The following is a 15,064-nucleotide window of genomic DNA, read 5'->3' on the forward strand; positions in this document are numbered from 1 at the left end:
AGGTCGTCCCACATGAACCAGAAACGGTCCTGACCCGGCGTACCGAAGAGGTACAGGATCAGGTCCTGGTCCAGGGTGATACGACCGAAGTCCATGGCGACGGTCGTCGTCGTCTTGCCCCCGGTGTGCGTGAGGTCGTCGATGCCCGCGGACGCGGACGTCATCACGGCCTCCGTACGCAACGGGTTGATCTCCGAGACGGCACCGACGAACGTGGTCTTGCCCACGCCGAAGCCCCCGGCCACCACGATCTTCGCCGAGGTGGTGGCCCGGGCAGCACCGCCACTAGAGCTTGCGAAGTCCACTGAGCACCCTTTCGAGCAGTGTCACATCCGGCGCGCCGCCGGCCTCTCCATTGCCCGGCTGGTGGATGGCCACCATGCCGGCTTCCGCCAGGTCCGCGACGAGAATCCGGGCCACACCGAGCGGCATCGACAGCAGCGCCGAGACCTCGGCCACCGACTTGACCTCACGGCAGAGGTGGCAGATCCGCTGGTGCTCGGGGAGCAGTGTCCCCAGATGCGCGGGATCGGCCGTGGTGGAGACCAGGGCCTCTATGGCGAGCTGGTAGCGAGGCCGGGTCCGGCCACCGGTCATGGCGTACGGGCGGACCAGTGGCTGGTCGCCTTCACCGTCGTACGACGCGTGGTGCAGTGCGCCGTACGGATCGGGTGAGGCGGGTGGCGGGGTCATGAATCCTCCGGGCGTGACAGCAGTACGTCGGCTTGCCGTCTGAAGGGGCCGGTGGGGGGCTCTAAGCGGCCGGACGGGCGAGGGATGAGGGCATTACCTGGGGCAATCGAGTCTGTCATCGATCCAGGGCCGCCTAGTGGAGCAGGCTGCCCTGGAGCTCGGCGCGGAGGTCGGGGGTGAGGACACTGCCCGCACGGTCGACCAGCAGGGCCATCTCGTACCCGACCAGACCGATGTCGGCGTCCGGATGGGCGAGAACGGCCAGTGAGGAGCCGTCCGAGATGGACATCAGGAAGAGGAACCCGCGTTCCATCTCCACCACGGTCTGGCTGACGGCGCCGCCCTCGAAGATCCGGGAGGCACCCGCGGTCAGCGAGGTCAGCCCGGAGGCGACGGCCGCCAACTGGTCGGCGCGGTCACGGGGGAATCCTTCGGACATGGCCAGCAGGAGTCCGTCGGCGGAGACCACCACCGTGTGCGACACCCCGGGGGTGTTGTCCACGAAGTTGGTGATCAACCAGTTCAGATTCTGTGCGGCCTGACTCATCGGGCTCAACTAACGCTCCTGCTGGTGAGTGGGGCCGAGTGGGAAACTGCCGGTCGACTGGCCGTTGTTGGCCTGTCGCCCTTGCTGGATGCCCCGGCGGAGATTGGTCAACCGCCCGCGTACATCATCGGGGGCACGTGACACCTGCGGACCGGACTGATGGTTCTGCTGCTGAGCGGTGCCCGGCACCAGGTTGGCGCGAGGCACTCGGCGCGGCAGTCCGGAAGTGGTGACTCCGCCTGCCGCGGGCTTCTTGACCCGCTCCGCCTGCCGTCCGAGTTCGTCGTTCGGCGAGGGGCGCCAGGAATTCGTGGTGCTGCCCGGGGCGTCCCCGGTGCGGCGCGGCGCCGCGGGAGCGGAGGGCTCCTGGGCCGGCTGCTGCTGGTTGACGGGCGTGGGTGCCTGCGGCTCGGCGGGCGGCTGCTGGCCGCCCGGCTGCGGGCCGTGGAACCAGTTCGTCTCCAGGGTGTCGTACAGCGGCGTACGACCGTCCCCGGGGCCGGCCGCCGGAGGCAGTGCCTCGGGCTGCGGCTGCGAGGGCAGGACCGGACGGTACTGCGCGTCGCCGCCGGGCACGGCGGGCGGACGCGGGGCGCCGAACTCCTCGTCGTCCCGGCCGCGCCGGCGCGGCGCCGGCAGACCCTGGTCCTGGGACCGGGCGGGCTGCTGCTGACCGAAGTCGGGGCGGGCGAACTGCCCGGTGCTCGCCGGGTCCTGGCCCGACCGGTCCTGCGAGCCGTACGGCTGCGGGGCCGGCGCGGAGAAGTCCGGGCGGGCGAACTCGGCGGTGGAGCCGGGGCCCTGCCGGTCGTCCATCGGCATCCGCGGCGTGAGCGGCGGGTTCATCGGCCGCTGGAACTGACCGGTGGACTCGGGGTCCTCGTGACCGCGCGGGGCGTCCAGCGGAGTCTGCCGCGGCGCGGACGGCTCCTCGGTGCCCCAGCTGGTGGTCTGCGGACGCTGCGGCTGCGGATTGCCGCCGGGCAGCTCGGCCCGCGGGCCGCCGACCGGGGGCAGCTGACGGCCGGGCCCGTCCTGGCCGGCGGGCTGCTGGAAGCCGCCCTGGCCGACCGGGTTCTGCCGGGCCTGCTGCGGCTGCTGCTGGGAGGGCTGCTGCCACGGGGCGGGGCCGTTGCCCTGCGAGCCGTTCTGGTCCTGGCGGTCGGGGAACTGACGGTTCTGGTCCTGGCGGTTCTGGCCGAACAGGTCGGGGCGGCCCGAATCCGTACGGCCCGGTCCGTCGCCCTGGCCGCGGGCACCGAGACGGGCGCCGTTGCCGAAGGCACCGGCGAGGCCGCCGCCGTGACGCTGCGGCTCCGGACGGGAGGCGTCCTGCGGACCGGTGCCGGACAGCCCGGCGGACTGGAACCCGGCGTTCTGCTGACCCTGCTGGTTCTGCTGGCCCTGCTGGGCCGCCTGGTGGCGGGGGCCGCCGTCGCGGGAGGGCAGCGCGGCACGCGGCGCGGACCCCGCACCGACCTGGCCGCGCGAGGCGCCCGGACCCGAGGCGAGCCGGCCGGCCGGGCCCGAGGGCGGACCGCCGAGGCCGGGACGGGAGCCGTTGCCCGCGCCCGTGGCGCCGCCGGCGAGCAGACCGCCGGGGGCACCGGACTGCTGCCCGGGTGCCTGCTTGGGAACCGGCTGCTTGCCGCCGTGCGCGACATCGACGGGCAGCATGACCAGCGCGGTCGTGCCACCGGAGTCGGAGGGCCGCAGCTGGATCCGGATGCCGTGACGCAGCGACAGCCGGCCGACCACGAACAGACCCATGCGGCGGGAGACCGAGACGTCCACGGTGGGCGGCGAGGCGAGCCGCTCGTTGATCGCGGCGAGGTCCTCGGGGGAGAGGCCGATGCCGGTGTCGTGGATCTCGACCAGCACCCGCCCGTCGGGCAGCGCGTGACCGGTGACCCGGACCTTCGTCTGGGGCGAGGAGAACGACGTGGCGTTCTCCAGCAGCTCCGCGAGCAGGTGGACGAGGTCGTTGACCACGCGGCCGGCGACCTCGGTGGCGGGCACCGCCGCCAGTTCGATGCGCTCGTACTGCTCCACCTCGGAGGCGGCGGCCCGGAGCACGTCGACCAGCGGGACGGGGCGGGTCCACCGGCGGCCCGGCTCCTCGCCCGCGAGGACGAGGAGGTTCTCGCCGTTACGGCGCATACGGGTCGCGAGGTGATCGAGCTTGAAGAGCGAGGAGAGCTGGTCCGGGTCGGCCTCGCGCGACTCCAGTTCGGAGATGAGCGAGAGCTGACGCTGGATGAGGCCCTGGCTGCGGCGCGAGAGGTTGGTGAACATCGCGTTGACGTTGCCCCGCAGAAGGGCCTGCTCGGCGGCGAGACGGACGGCCTCGCGGTGCACGTCGTCGAAGGCCGCGGCCACCTTGCCGATCTCGTCCCGGGAGTGCACGCCGACCGACTCGACCGAGGTGTCCACGTCCTGCGGGTCGGCCTCGGAGAGCTGCTTGACGAGCTCGGGCAGACGGTCCTGGGCGACGCGCGTAGCGGTGTCCTGGAGGCGGCGCAGCGAGCGGATCATCGACCGGGCGACGACGAAGGCGCCGACCAGCGAGACACCGAGCACCAGCAGGATGAGCGCACCGCTGATGATCGCTTCGCGCTTCGACTCGTCGCGGAGCTCGCGGGCCTTGCCCTCCATGTCGCTGAGGAGGGTCTCCTCGATGGTCTTCATGGCCTGGATCTTGGTGGAGCTCTGGTCGTACCAGTCCAGGTAGGAGCGGCGCGCGGTGCCGGTCATGCCCGAGGGGCTGTCCAGCACCTTCTTCGCGTAGGTGTTGGCGGCCTTGATCTCCGGGTTGCCCTCGTCGAGCGTGGCGGTCAGCTCGTCGGCGTTGTTGCCGGTCGCCTGGTACACGGCCTTGAAGGAACGGAGGGCCGAGCCCTCCTTGCGCAGCGCGGCGCGGCCGAACTGCTTGTCGTTCTCGTCGAGGTGCGGCTGCTTGTCGTTGCCGCCGGGCAGGGCCGCCGCGATGATCGCCCGCTGGACCGAGGCGTACTCCTTGGCGGAGGAGAAGGCCGCCAGTGCCCGGGTCCGCTTGATCATCTCGGAGTTGCTGGTCGCCTGCGCCATGTCCTGCGAGAGGCTCAGCAGCGAGGTGATCAGCTGGCTGTACTGGTCGACGGTCTGGAGACTCGGGGTGCCCTTGCCGTACGCCGCCTTGCGGATGTCGCGGATCTCGGACAGCTGGCTCGCGATCTGGGTGACGCTGGCGACGATGCCCTCAAGGGCCTCGTCGCCGGAGGGGTCGCCGATCGAGGTCGTCGCGTCGAGGAAGGCCGTCTTCGCCCGGTCGGTCTTCTTGCGCGGCTCGGTGACCTTGAAGTCGTCGGCCTTCACCCCGTTGGCCAGCGGACCGGCCGAACGGTCGCGCTCCTCCTGGAGCGCCTGGGCCAGCGACGTCGCCTGCTTGGTCATCCGGGTCAGCAGCTGCATGTGGTCCAGCTGCTGGATGTCGTTCATGGACTCGTTGATCCGCAGACCACCCAGCGTGGTCGCGGCGACCACGGGAAGGGCGAGCAGGGAGACCAGGCGGGTGCTGATGCGCCAGTTGCGAAGAGCGACTCGGGAGCCGGTGCTGACGGGCCCCCGGGACTTGGCCGACGTGCTCGGATCCGTGTCGCCGCTCGCCGCGGCACCGGGGCGCTGGGCGCGGTCGCCACTGTCACCGGCCGCGGCAGGCCCGGGGTTCTGGGCGTGCTGGGCCGAGGAGCCGCGGTCGGTCCCGCCGTGCGGCTCCTGCTCCGCCGCAGCGCTGCCATCCCTCTTGAAACGTCCCTGCACTAGCGTCGCAACCTCTGGACCAGGCGTCCCCCCGCTGGGCGGTGGGACGGTGTCGGCGTCGTGGGGCGTTGTACCCGCCCCATGGTGGTCGTGAGTGACCGGCGTCCTTCCCCTTCCCGCCGCCACTCGGCGCTCCGTTGCGCCCCTGCGCGCCGGCTTGAAACCCGCGGCGGTGCGTGGAATTCCAGCACAGTGCCGGATCTCCAACAAGGGCCCAACGCCCGGCCGTGACAGGGGTGACGCGTTGTGATGACTGAGTAACAAGCCGTGGAGCGTGATCATGGATGAAACGGATGATTACGGGCGAATCAGTGAAGCGTAAAGGGTGTCCCAGTCGACATGATCAGGAGCGGAATGGCTGATTCAGTTACGTAATGTCCGTTTCTGTCGACATCATTGACCGACCGGAATGGGTGAATTGTCTGCCCGGTCGTGAGGAAACTCACATGATGATCGCCGTCTCTTCCGGGCTTCCGGAGGGAATTGGATGTTTAGCCTGACGCTTTACAGGGATGGCAAATCCGACAACCGGCGCCCCTCCGGGCGGCGCCCGAACCGACAGGGTCCGATCGGCAGATGAAGACGACGATGATGTTCCGCAACATTGCCAACCCCCGGCGCACCACGCTGGCGCACCTCGAGGACATCGACGGACCGCGGACGCCGGAGCAGCCGGAGCACGCCGTGGACCTGCCCACCCAGACGGCCAACCCCCGGCGCACCATCCTCATGGTCGCCCCGGTCACCGCCGCCGTCCCGGAGTAGCCCGGACGCCGTCCCCCTCGGAGCCCGTCGACCGGCCTCCGACCGAAGGCCGCCGGACAGGCTCTCGCTCGCGCCGCCCGGTGATCGGGGCAGGTCCCGACGGGCGACGCGTTAGCCTGGAGCGTCAGTCTTCAGCCAGCAAGTGAGGGGCGACAGCATCCCGTGCGCATCGCCAGGTTCTCCATCGACGGCAATGTCGCCTTCGGCGCCGTCGAGGGCGAGGGGCCCGATGGTCTCGTCCTCGACATCATCAAGGGCATCCCGTACGCCGAGTTCGAGCTCTCCGGTACCAAGGTCCCGCTGAGCAAGGTCCGCCTCCTGCCCCCCGTGCTCCCCAACAAGGTCGTGGCCATCGGCCGCAACTACGCGGAGCACGCCAAGGAGCTGGGCAACGAGGTACCGGACGTACCCGTCGCCTTCTTCAAGCCCACCACCTCGGTGATCGGCTCCGGCGACGCCATCGAGTACCCCTCCTTCTCCAACGAACTCCACCACGAGGCCGAACTGGCCGTGGTCATCGGCCGCATGTGCCGGGAAGTTCCGCGCGAGCGCGTGAAGGACGTCATCTTCGGCTACACCTGCGCCAATGACGTCACCGCCCGCGACGCCCAGAAGCGCGAGAAGCAGTGGGCCCGGGCCAAGGGCTTCGACACGTCCTGCCCGCTCGGCCCCTGGGTGGAGACCGACCTCGACCCCCACGACCTCACCATTCAGGCGACGGTCAACGGAGAGCAACGGCAACTCGGCCGTACGAGCGACATGATCCGCTCGATCGAGGATCTCGTCGTCCACATCACGGAAGCCATGACGCTGCTCCCGGGCGATGTGATCCTCACCGGCACTCCCGCAGGGGTCGGACCCCTCCATGTCGGCGACGAGGTCGCCGTCACCATCGAAGGCATCGGCACTCTCACCAACAAGGTGATCAAGCGTGGTTAACGCACCAGTCCGCGTACGTTTCTGTCCCTCCCCGACCGGCAACCCCCATGTGGGTCTGGTCCGCACCGCCCTGTTCAACTGGGCCTTCGCCCGGCACCATGGCGGCACCCTGGTCTTCCGCATCGAGGACACCGACGCGGCCCGCGACTCCGAGGACTCCTACAACCAGCTCCTGGATTCGATGCGCTGGCTCGGCTTCGACTGGGACGAGGGCCCCGAGGTCGGCGGCCCGCACGCCCCGTACCGCCAGTCGCAGCGCATGGACATCTACAAGGATGTCGCCGAGAAGCTCCTGGCGGGCGGGTACGCCTACCACTGCTACTGCACCACCGAGGAGCTCGACAGCCGCCGCGACGCCGCCCGCGCCGCCGGCAGGCCGTCCGGCTACGACGGCCACTGTCGCGAGCTCACGGCGGAGCAGATCGCCGCGTACGAGGCCGAGGGCCGGACCTCCATCGTCCGCTTCCGGATGCCCGACGAGGCGCTCACCTTCGACGACCTGGTCCGCGGCGAGCTGACCTTCCAGCCGGAGAACGTGCCGGACTACGGCATCGTCCGCGCCAACGGCGCCCCGCTCTACACGCTGGTCAACCCGGTCGACGACGCGCTGATGGAGATCACCCACGTCCTGCGCGGCGAGGACCTGCTCTCCTCCACCCCGCGCCAGCTCGCCCTGTACAAGGCGCTCATCGAGCTGGGCATCGCCAAGGAGACCCCGGCCTTCGGCCACCTGCCGTACGTCATGGGCGAGGGCAACAAGAAGCTCTCCAAGCGCGACCCGCAGGCCTCGCTCAACCTCTACCGCGAGCGCGGCTTCCTGCCCGAGGGACTGCTCAACTACCTCTCCCTGCTGGGCTGGTCCATCGCCGAGGACCGCGACATCTTCTCCATCGACGAGATGGTGGCCGCGTTCGACATCGCGGACGTCAACGCCAACCCGGCGCGCTTCGACCTGAAGAAGTGCGAGCACGTCAACGCCGAGCACATCCGCAAGATGGACGTGAAGGCGTTCACCGAGGCGTGCGGCCCCTGGCTCACGGCCCCGTTCGCCCCCTGGGCCCCGGAGTCCTTCGACGCGGAGCAGTTCGCCGAGATCGCCCCGCACGCCCAGACCCGTGTGACGGTCCTCTCGGACATCACGGCCAACGTCGACTTCCTCTTCCTGGACGAGCCGGCGACGGACGAGGCGTCCTGGAACAAGGCGATGAAGGAGGGCTCCGACGCCCTCCTCACCACGGCCCGCGCCAAGCTGGCCGAGGCCGAGTGGAACGCGGACGCCCTGAAGAACGCCGTTCTCGCCGCGGGCGAGGAGCACGGCCTGAAGCTCGGCAAGGCCCAGGCCCCGGTCCGCGTGGCGGTCACCGGCCGCACCATCGGCCTGCCGCTCTTCGAGTCCCTGGAGATCCTGGGCCGCGAGAAGACCCTGGCCCGCGTGGACGCCGCCCTGGCCCGGCTGGCCGCGTAACACACCGCACCGCACCCGAAGGGGGTGGCCACCGGTTCGTCCGGAGGCCGCCCCCTTCGCGCCGTTCACGGCCACCGTGCCGGACCCTACGCTGGGCCGTATGACGATCCGCGCGGTTCTCTGGGACATCGACGACACGATCTTCGACTACACCACCGCCGACCGCCTCGGCATGCACAAGCACCTCGAACACGAGGGCCTGCCCGACGGATACGAGGACGTCGAGCAGGCCCTCGTCGTATGGCGGGAGCTCACCGACGTGCACTGGGCGCGGTTCGCCGCCGGGGAGACCGACTTCCAGGGGCAGCGCCGGGAACGGGTCAGGGAGTTCCTCTCACGGCCGCTGGGCGACGCCGAGGCCGACGACTGGTTCGCCCGGCACATCACCCATTACGAGGCCGCCTGGGAGCTCTTCCCCGATGTGCTGCCGGTGCTGGACCTGCTGGCGGACGGGTTCCGGCACGCGGTGCTGTCGAACGCCAGTATCCAGAACCAGGACCAGAAGCTGCGCAGACTCGGAGTGCGGGACCGGTTCGAGGCCATGGTGTGCGCCGTGGAACTGGGCATCTCCAAGCCCGAGGCCGGCGCCTTCCACGCCGGCTGCGAGGCGCTGGCGCTGGAGCCGGGGGAGGTCGCGTACGTGGGGAACGAGCCGGACATAGACGCCGGCGGGGCGGCTGCCGCAGGGCTCATGGGGATCTGGCTGGACCGGGGCGGGCGCGGCGGACGGCCCGAGCTGATCCGCATCAGCGGGCTCGATCAGCTGCCCGGACTGCTGGCGGGCAATACCCGTTTTGGAGCGCCGGACACCTTCGGGTAATGTTCTTCCTGCGCCGCCCGAGCGGAACGAAAGATCCGAACGGGAAGCGTGAGCCGAACAAGACCCCCCACAGGGGTTGAGTTTTGGTGGGCTATGGTGTAATTGGCAACACTACGGTTTCTGGTACCGTCATTCTAGGTTCGAGTCCTGGTAGCCCAGCGCAAGACAAGCAAGTTGTAACAACAAGCCCCCGTTGTGTAGCGGCCTAGCACGCTGCCCTCTCACGGCAGTAGCGCCGGTTCGAATCCGGTCGGGGGTACAGATCCTTCCCGCGAGATCATCTGGGTCGCACCCACGCTCTCGATGCAGGATCGCTAGGGCCCCCGTTGTGTAGCGGCCTAGCACGCTGCCCTCTCACGGCAGTAGCGCCGGTTCGAATCCGGTCGGGGGTACTTGAAACACCATGGGCTATGGTGTAATTGGCAACACTACGGTTTCTGGTACCGTCATTCTAGGTTCGAGTCCTGGTAGCCCAGCGCAGAAATGCAACAGCAGTAATCAGCAGTATCAAGCCCCCGTTGTGTAGCGGCCTAGCACGCTGCCCTCTCACGGCAGTAGCGCCGGTTCGAATCCGGTCGGGGGTACAACAGCAGGACAGGCAGAGGCCCTTCACTTCGGTGGAGGGCCTCTGCCGTTGCCGGCAAGGCCCGTTCAGATTCCGTAGCGCCGGGCCGACTCCTCCTCCTGGGCCATCCGCCGCAGGGACATCAGCAGCGGCTCGTAGAGCACGGCCGACGCGACCGCGATCTCCACCTGCTCCGACTCCGTGGGGTGCGTCTCCATCATGTCCAGGTCCTGGACGGCGACTTGGTGCATCAGCCGGGCCTGTTCGGCCAGGTAATCGACGTCACAGGGGTAGCCGAGGCGGATGAGTGCCGCCACCGACGACACCAGTGAGCGATGCGCGGGGGAGAGGGAGCCGATCTCCTGCGACGTCGCCCAGCCGATCCGGTCCAGGAGTCGCTCGACGGCCTCGCGGGCGGCCGCCGTCTCCGGTGCCTCCTCGTCGGGGTCCGGGCCGTGCGGGAGCGCCCACAGCGCCGCGCCCAGTCGGATCGTCCGGCCCAGGGAGTCGTCGTCGATGTGGGAGAGGACCTCGCGTGCCGTCGCCACGGGAAGGCGGCCCACCTGGATCAGGGCCCGCACCAGCCGCAGCCGGCGCAGATGGCTCTCGTCGTACTCGGCCTGTGTGGCGGTGACCCGGTGGCCGGGGTGCAGCAGCCCCTCGCGCAGGTAGTACTTGATCGTCGCGGTCTTCACACCGCTCTGCTCGCTCAGTTCCGAGAGTCGCATGTCCGTGCCTTCCCTTGCGCCACCTCTTGGGCAGTGCCACTATCCAATCATTGGATAGTGGCACTCTCCAACGATGAAGGGGCAGACATGTTCGCGAAGCCGATACCGGGACGGATCACCGCCGCGGCCGAGGGGGAGGTGGTCGTGCTGCTGATCGGGATGCGCATCAACCACTTCCGGGGCGTGCACCACTGGCTGCCGGTCCTCGCCGCGATGCCGCGCATGCTGCGGGAGTTGGGCAGGGACAAGGAGCGCGGCCTGCTGGGTTACACGCTGCTGACCGGTTCGCCGCGGACGTACTACGTCGTCCAGTACTGGGAGTCGAAGGAGAAGCTCTACGCGTACGCGAGCGCTCCCGACATGTTCCACCGCAAGGCCTGGGCGATCATGAACCGGAAGGAGAAGAAGTCCCGGCAGCACGTGGGGCTGTGGCACGAGACATACATCGTGCCCGAGGGCGGATACGAATCGATCTACGCCGACATGCCGGCCTACGGCCTGGCCGGGGCGACCGGCGTACTGCCGATCGAGGGGCGGGGGCGCCGCGCGGCGGACCGGCTCGCGCACCGCTCGTCCGTGAAGTGAGGCGCTGGAAGGGGGCCGCCACGACGCTGGGGCGGCCGGGGAGGGGTGCCGGGTGCGTCAGCCGGTGCGGCGCAGGGCCTCGCTGAGCCTCGCCGCCGAGTCGATGACCGCCTGGGCGTGCATCCGGCCCGGATGCCTGGTCAGTCGCTCGATCGGTCCGGAGACCGAGACGGCGGCGACCACCCGGTTCGACGGGCCGCGCACCGGCGCCGAGACCGAGGCCACCCCCGGCTCGCGCTCGCCGATCGACTGGGCCCAGCCCCTGCGCCGTACGCCGGAGAGCGCCGTCGCCGTGAAGCGGGCGCCCTGGAGGCCGCGGTGCAGGCGCTCCGGCTCCTCCCAGGCCATCAGGATCTGGGCCGAGGAGCCGGCCTTCATGGTGAGCGTGGAGCCGACCGGCACGGTGTCCCGCAGGCCGGACAGCCGCTCCGCCGCCGCCACGCAGATCCGCATGTCGCCCTGCCTGCGGTAGAGCTGCGCGCTCTCGCCGGTGATGTCACGGAGGTGGGTGAGCACCGGTCCCGCCGTGGCCAGCAGGCGGTCCTCGCCCGCCGCGGCCGCGAGCTCCGCCAGCCGGGGGCCGAGAATGAAACGGCCCTGCATGTCCCTCGCCACCATGCGGTGGTGTTCCAGTGCCACGGCCAGTCGATGGGCCGTGGGTCGTGCGAGCCCGGTCGCCGCGACCAGCCCGGCGAGGGTGGCCGGACCGGACTCCAGGGCGCTCAATACCAGAGCCGCCTTGTCGAGAACGCCGACGCCGCTAGAGTTGTCCATACGACGATACTCCCGTCTCACTCTGTGAAACGCAAGTTCAATATTCGGCGGAAGTTGCGAACCTGTACGGGCGGCCACACAACGGCCCGTAGCCACCGCCCCGCACGGGGGTCCGGACGGCGGCGCACCGAATCTCTAGTTGGGCCGGCGAAGACGCCGGCCGGAGGGAAAGCGATGGGTAGGACACTCGCGGAGAAGGTCTGGGACGACCATGTCGTCCGGCGCGCCGAAGGTGAGCCCGACCTCCTCTTCATCGATCTGCACCTGCTGCACGAGGTGACCAGCCCCCAGGCCTTCGACGGCCTCCGGCAGGCCGGACGCCGGGTGCGGCGCCTCGATCTCACCATCGCCACCGAGGATCACAACACCCCGACCCTCGACATCGACAAGCCGATCGCCGACCCGGTCTCCCGCGCCCAGTTGGAGACCCTGCGCAAGAACTGCGCGGAGTTCGGCGTACGACTGCACCCCCTGGGCGACGTCGAGCAGGGCGTCGTGCACGTGGTCGGCCCGCAGCTGGGGCTGACTCAGCCGGGCACCACGGTCGTCTGCGGCGACTCCCACACCTCCACGCACGGCGCCTTCGGCGCGCTGGCGTTCGGCATCGGCACCAGCCAGGTCGAGCACGTCCTGGCCACCCAGACGCTGCCGATGGCCCGCCCGAAGACCATGGCCATCACCATCGACGGCGAACTGCCCGACGGCGTCACGGCCAAGGACCTGATCCTCGCGATCATCGCCCGGATCGGCACCGGCGGCGGCCAGGGCTACGTCCTGGAATACCGCGGCCCGGCCATCGAGAAGCTCTCGATGGAAGCCCGGATGACCATCTGCAACATGTCGATCGAGGCCGGCGCCCGGGCGGGCATGATCGCCCCGGACGAGACCACCTTCGAGTACCTGAAGGGCCGCGACCACGCCCCGCAGGGCGAGGACTGGGACGCCGCCGTCGCGTACTGGAAGACGCTGCGCACCGACGACGACGCGGTCTTCGACGCCGAGGTCGTCATCGACGCGGCCGAACTGGCCCCGTTCGTCACCTGGGGCACCAACCCCGGCCAGGGCGCGCCCCTGTCGGCCAACGTCCCCGACCCTGCTTCGTACGAGGACGCCTCGGAGCGCAACGCCGCCGAAAAGGCCCTGGAATACATGGGGTTGACCGCCGGGCAGCCGCTGCGCGAGATCAACGTGGACACCGTCTTCGTAGGCTCCTGCACCAACGGCCGGATCGAGGACCTGCGCAACGCGGCCGCGATCCTGGACGGCCGCAAAGTCGCGAGAGGCGTACGGATGCTGGTCGTCCCGGGCTCCGTCCGGGTCGCCCTGGAGGCCGTCGCGGAGGGCCTGGACAAGGTCTTCACCGCCGCGGGCGCCGAATGGCGGCACGCCGGCTGCTCGATGTGCCTCGGCATGAACCCCGACCAGCTGGCCCCCGGCGAGCGCTCCGCCTCCACCTCGAACCGCAACTTCGAGGGCCGGCAGGGCAAGGGCGGCCGTACTCACCTGGTCTCCCCGCAGGTCGCCGCCGCCACCGCCGTGCTGGGCCACCTGGCCTCGCCCGCCGACCTGTCCGACGCCCGTACGCCCGCCGGAGTCTGAGAATCATGGAAGCTTTCACCGCACACACCGGCCGGGCCGTCCCGCTGCGCCGCAGCAACGTGGACACCGACCAGATCATCCCCGCCCACTGGCTGAAGAAGGTCACTCGGGACGGCTTCGAGGACGGGCTCTTCGAGGCCTGGCGCAAGGACGAGAGCTTCGTCCTCAACCGCCCGGAGCGCGAGGGCGCCACGGTCCTGGTGGCCGGCCCCGACTTCGGCACCGGCTCGTCCCGCGAACACGCCGTGTGGGCGCTGCAGAACTACGGCTTCAAGGCTGTCATCTCCTCCCGGTTCGCCGACATCTTCCGCGGCAACTCGCTGAAGAACGGACTGTTGACCGTCGTGCTCGACCAGAAGGTGGTCGACGCGCTCTGGGAGCTGACCGAGGCCGACCCCACCGCCGAGATCACCGTCGACCTGGAGGCGCGCCAGGTCCGCGCCGAGGGCATCACGGCCGACTTCGAGCTCGATGAGAACGCCCGTTGGCGACTGCTCAACGGGCTGGACGACATCAGCCTCACCCTTCAGAACGAAGCGGACATCACGACTTATGAGGCGGCCAGGCCGGCCTTCAAGCCGCGTACAATTAACGCCTGAGCAGCGCGTTTCCAGGACTGCGCCCCTTGCCATCTGGTAGGGGGCGCAGTCGCTTGTTGAGACCCTGTCGGGCGACAACTCGCCCCAGATGGCACAATCGGTGCATGGAACGCGACAGCCAACTCAAGCTTTACGGCCAAGTCGCCGACCGATTGAAGGAAGCGCACACAAGAGTGCGCGCACTGCAAGTCCCGGAGGGCGTAAGGATGGCGCTGTCCCGGAAGCTGTTGGTCATCACGGCCGCGGCTAAGCACGATCTCCCGGATGCGGCAAGGCGTCTGGACCGGTTGATGAGGGACCTCGATGAGGGCCGATTCCCCGAAGGTGGCTGACTCTGCGGAACTGTGCAGCGGTCGACTTCGTTGCGGCACTAGGGTGATTAGCCCGTTTCGTGTTTGATTTGCGGTATATATCTGCCTAACGTGCGAAAACGCTTGAACACTTTCGTTCTGGCAATGTCTCCGAAGGGGAAGACGTGAACAAGGCGCAGCTCGTAGAAGCGATTGCCGACAAGGTCGGAGGCCGCCAGCAGGCCGCCGACGCCGTCGACGCGGTACTCGACGCGATCGTCCGTGCGGTTGTCGCGGGGGACCGGGTCTCGGTCACCGGCTTCGGCTCGTTCGAGAAGGTCGACCGCCCGGCCCGGTACGCCCGCAACCCGCAGACGGGTGAGCGCGTACGGGTCAAGAAGACCTCGGTTCCCCGTTTCCGTGCGGGACAGGGCTTCAAGGACCTGGTGAGCGGCTCGAAGAAGCTCCCCAAGGGCGGCGAAGTGTCCGTGAAGAAGGCGCCCAAGGGCAGCCTCTCGGGCGGTCCTTCCACCCGTACGACGACCAAGGCCGCAGCCAAGAAGGCCGCCGCCAAGAAGGCCACGGCGAAGAAGACCACCGCCAAGAAGACCACGGCGGCGAAGACCACCGCGGCCAAGAAGACCACCGCGAAGAAGACCACCGCGGCGGCCAAGAAGACCACGCCGGCCGCGAAGAAGGCCACCACCGCTGCGGCGAAGAAGGCGACGGCCACCAAGAAGGCCACCGCCAGCAAGACCGCGCCCGCGAAGAAGGCCACGGCGAAGAAGGCGCCCGCCAAGAAGACCACGGCGCGCAAGACCACGGCGAAGAAGGCCACCGCACGGAAGAAGTGAGACCGAGCAGCACAGGGCTACTCACACGCGCCGGGCCGGGCTC

15 protein-coding genes and 5 tRNA genes are annotated in these 15,064 nt (G+C 69.5%); 14 read left to right on the forward strand and 6 right to left on the reverse strand.

Annotated features, from left to right (window positions below):
* From ABZ622_RS26630 to ABZ622_RS26645, 4 genes are all read right to left on the reverse strand, one after another.
* The coding region (locus ABZ622_RS26630; RefSeq protein ID WP_350985934.1) for an ATP/GTP-binding protein at positions 1-305 on the reverse strand (305 nt) is incomplete at its 3' end.
* Entirely contained in the window at positions 286-693 is a 408-nt protein-coding gene (locus tag ABZ622_RS26635; RefSeq protein WP_003966010.1) for a DUF742 domain-containing protein, read from the reverse strand. The genes ABZ622_RS26630 and ABZ622_RS26635, both read right to left, overlap by 20 nt.
* 133 nt (positions 694-826) lie before the next feature.
* The gene (locus ABZ622_RS26640) at positions 827-1,240 is read right to left on the reverse strand and encodes a roadblock/LC7 domain-containing protein (RefSeq protein ID WP_259934900.1); all 414 of its coding nucleotides are present in this window, start codon (positions 1,238-1,240) and stop codon (positions 827-829) included.
* A gap of 9 nt (positions 1,241-1,249) precedes the next feature.
* Positions 1,250-5,038, reverse strand: coding sequence for a nitrate- and nitrite sensing domain-containing protein (locus ABZ622_RS26645; protein WP_360547272.1), 3,789 nt, complete (start codon positions 5,036-5,038; stop codon positions 1,250-1,252).
* Between the two features lie 576 nt (positions 5,039-5,614).
* On the opposite strand from ABZ622_RS26645, the gene ABZ622_RS26650 reads away from it, so the two are divergent.
* From ABZ622_RS26650 to ABZ622_RS26690, 9 genes are all read left to right on the forward strand, one after another.
* Positions 5,615-5,803, forward strand: a complete 189-nt coding sequence (locus ABZ622_RS26650) for a hypothetical protein (protein WP_360547274.1) — start codon at positions 5,615-5,617, stop codon at positions 5,801-5,803.
* A gap of 162 nt (positions 5,804-5,965) precedes the next feature.
* On the forward strand, positions 5,966-6,742 hold the full coding sequence (locus ABZ622_RS26655; protein WP_124716171.1) for a fumarylacetoacetate hydrolase family protein: 777 nt from the start codon (positions 5,966-5,968) through the stop codon (positions 6,740-6,742).
* Positions 6,735-8,207 (forward strand): glutamate--tRNA ligase, encoded by a 1,473-nt coding sequence (gltX, locus tag ABZ622_RS26660; protein ID WP_360547277.1) that lies wholly within the window; start codon positions 6,735-6,737, stop codon positions 8,205-8,207. Before ABZ622_RS26655 ends, gltX begins: the two co-directional genes overlap by 8 nt.
* A gap of 100 nt (positions 8,208-8,307) precedes the next feature.
* Positions 8,308-9,027, forward strand: a complete 720-nt coding sequence (locus ABZ622_RS26665) for an HAD family hydrolase (RefSeq protein ID WP_360547279.1) — start codon at positions 8,308-8,310, stop codon at positions 9,025-9,027.
* An 87-nt stretch (positions 9,028-9,114) separates the two neighbouring features.
* Positions 9,115-9,186, forward strand: a tRNA-Gln gene (locus tag ABZ622_RS26670).
* 27 nt (positions 9,187-9,213) lie between these two features.
* Positions 9,214-9,286, forward strand: a tRNA-Glu gene (locus ABZ622_RS26675).
* Positions 9,287-9,346: 60 nt separating this feature from the next.
* Positions 9,347-9,419, forward strand: a tRNA-Glu gene (locus ABZ622_RS26680).
* Positions 9,420-9,431: 12 nt separating this feature from the next.
* Positions 9,432-9,503: transfer RNA gene (locus tag ABZ622_RS26685), tRNA-Gln, on the forward strand.
* 35 nt (positions 9,504-9,538) lie between these two features.
* Positions 9,539-9,611: transfer RNA gene (locus ABZ622_RS26690), tRNA-Glu, on the forward strand.
* 67 nt (positions 9,612-9,678) lie between these two features.
* Here ABZ622_RS26690 and ABZ622_RS26695 read toward each other — a convergent pair.
* The gene (locus tag ABZ622_RS26695) at positions 9,679-10,320 is read right to left on the reverse strand and encodes a MerR family transcriptional regulator (protein WP_360547281.1); all 642 of its coding nucleotides are present in this window, start codon (positions 10,318-10,320) and stop codon (positions 9,679-9,681) included.
* 87 nt (positions 10,321-10,407) lie between these two features.
* On the opposite strand from ABZ622_RS26695, the gene ABZ622_RS26700 reads away from it, so the two are divergent.
* Positions 10,408-10,905 (forward strand): DUF4188 domain-containing protein, encoded by a 498-nt coding sequence (locus ABZ622_RS26700; RefSeq protein WP_360547283.1) that lies wholly within the window; start codon positions 10,408-10,410, stop codon positions 10,903-10,905.
* 57 nt (positions 10,906-10,962) lie between these two features.
* On the opposite strand, the gene ndgR is transcribed toward ABZ622_RS26700, so the two are convergent.
* The gene (gene ndgR / locus ABZ622_RS26705; protein ID WP_014048551.1) at positions 10,963-11,679 is read right to left on the reverse strand and encodes an IclR family transcriptional regulator NdgR; all 717 of its coding nucleotides are present in this window, start codon (positions 11,677-11,679) and stop codon (positions 10,963-10,965) included.
* A 174-nt stretch (positions 11,680-11,853) separates the two neighbouring features.
* Between ndgR and leuC the strand changes: the two genes are divergently transcribed.
* From leuC to ABZ622_RS26725, 4 genes are all read left to right on the forward strand, one after another.
* Entirely contained in the window at positions 11,854-13,278 is a 1,425-nt protein-coding gene (gene leuC, locus ABZ622_RS26710) for a 3-isopropylmalate dehydratase large subunit (protein ID WP_360547285.1), read from the forward strand.
* Positions 13,279-13,283: 5 nt separating this feature from the next.
* Positions 13,284-13,877, forward strand: coding sequence for a 3-isopropylmalate dehydratase small subunit (gene leuD / locus ABZ622_RS26715; RefSeq protein WP_360547287.1), 594 nt, complete (start codon positions 13,284-13,286; stop codon positions 13,875-13,877).
* Between the two features lie 104 nt (positions 13,878-13,981).
* On the forward strand, positions 13,982-14,209 hold the full coding sequence (locus ABZ622_RS26720) for a hypothetical protein (RefSeq protein WP_360547289.1): 228 nt from the start codon (positions 13,982-13,984) through the stop codon (positions 14,207-14,209).
* Between the two features lie 143 nt (positions 14,210-14,352).
* Complete coding sequence (locus ABZ622_RS26725) at positions 14,353-15,021, forward strand: HU family DNA-binding protein (RefSeq protein ID WP_360547291.1); 669 nt, start codon at positions 14,353-14,355, stop codon at positions 15,019-15,021.
* Positions 15,022-15,064 lie beyond the last annotated feature (43 nt).

It is taken from the genome of Streptomyces sp. NPDC007164, from assembly GCF_040634135.1.
Classification (GTDB): Bacteria; Actinomycetota; Actinomycetes; order Streptomycetales; family Streptomycetaceae; genus Streptomyces; species Streptomyces sanglieri.